This is a genomic window from Bradyrhizobium sp. 138, from assembly GCF_023074075.1.
Taxonomy (GTDB): Bacteria; Pseudomonadota; Alphaproteobacteria; order Rhizobiales; family Xanthobacteraceae; genus Bradyrhizobium.
Genome location: NZ_JADPKT010000092.1, coordinates 1 through 535, shown reverse-complemented (window position 1 = coordinate 535; position 535 = coordinate 1). Strand labels below are relative to the sequence as shown.

At 65.4% G+C, this 535-nt stretch carries 1 protein-coding gene; it reads left to right on the top strand.

Features of this window, described 5'->3' with window-relative positions; translation table 11 throughout:
* On the top strand, positions 1–535 hold a 535-nt coding region (locus tag IVA79_RS37080), incomplete at both ends, for an ATP-binding protein (RefSeq protein ID WP_247560760.1).

The following is a 535-nucleotide window of genomic DNA, read 5'->3' as shown; positions in this document are numbered from 1 at the left end:
CACCGAGCTCGACCGCCAGGTGCTCGATCTGATCAAGGACCCGCTCACCCACATGGTGCGCAACTCCGCCGATCATGGCCTGGAGACCCCCGCCGAGCGTCTTGCCAGCGGCAAGGGCGAGCAGGGCACCATCCGCCTGTCCGCCTATCACGAGGGCGGCCACATCATCATCTGCATCGCCGACAATGGAAGAGGCCTCAACACCGAGAAGATCAAGGCCAAGGCGATCTCGTCAGGTCTCGTCACCGAGGCCGAGCTCGAGAAGATGAGCGAAGCCCAGATCCACAAGTTCATCTTCGCGCCCGGCTTCTCCACCGCCGCCGCCATCACCTCGGTCTCGGGCCGCGGCGTCGGCATGGACGTGGTGCGCACCAATATCGACCAGATCGGCGGCACCATCGACATCAAGAGCGTGGCCGGCGAAGGCTCGTCCGTCACCATCAAGATCCCGCTGACCTTGGCCATCGTCTCGGCCCTGATCGTGGAGGCCGCCGGCGACCGCTTCGCCATCCCGCAGCTCTCGGTGGTCGAGCTG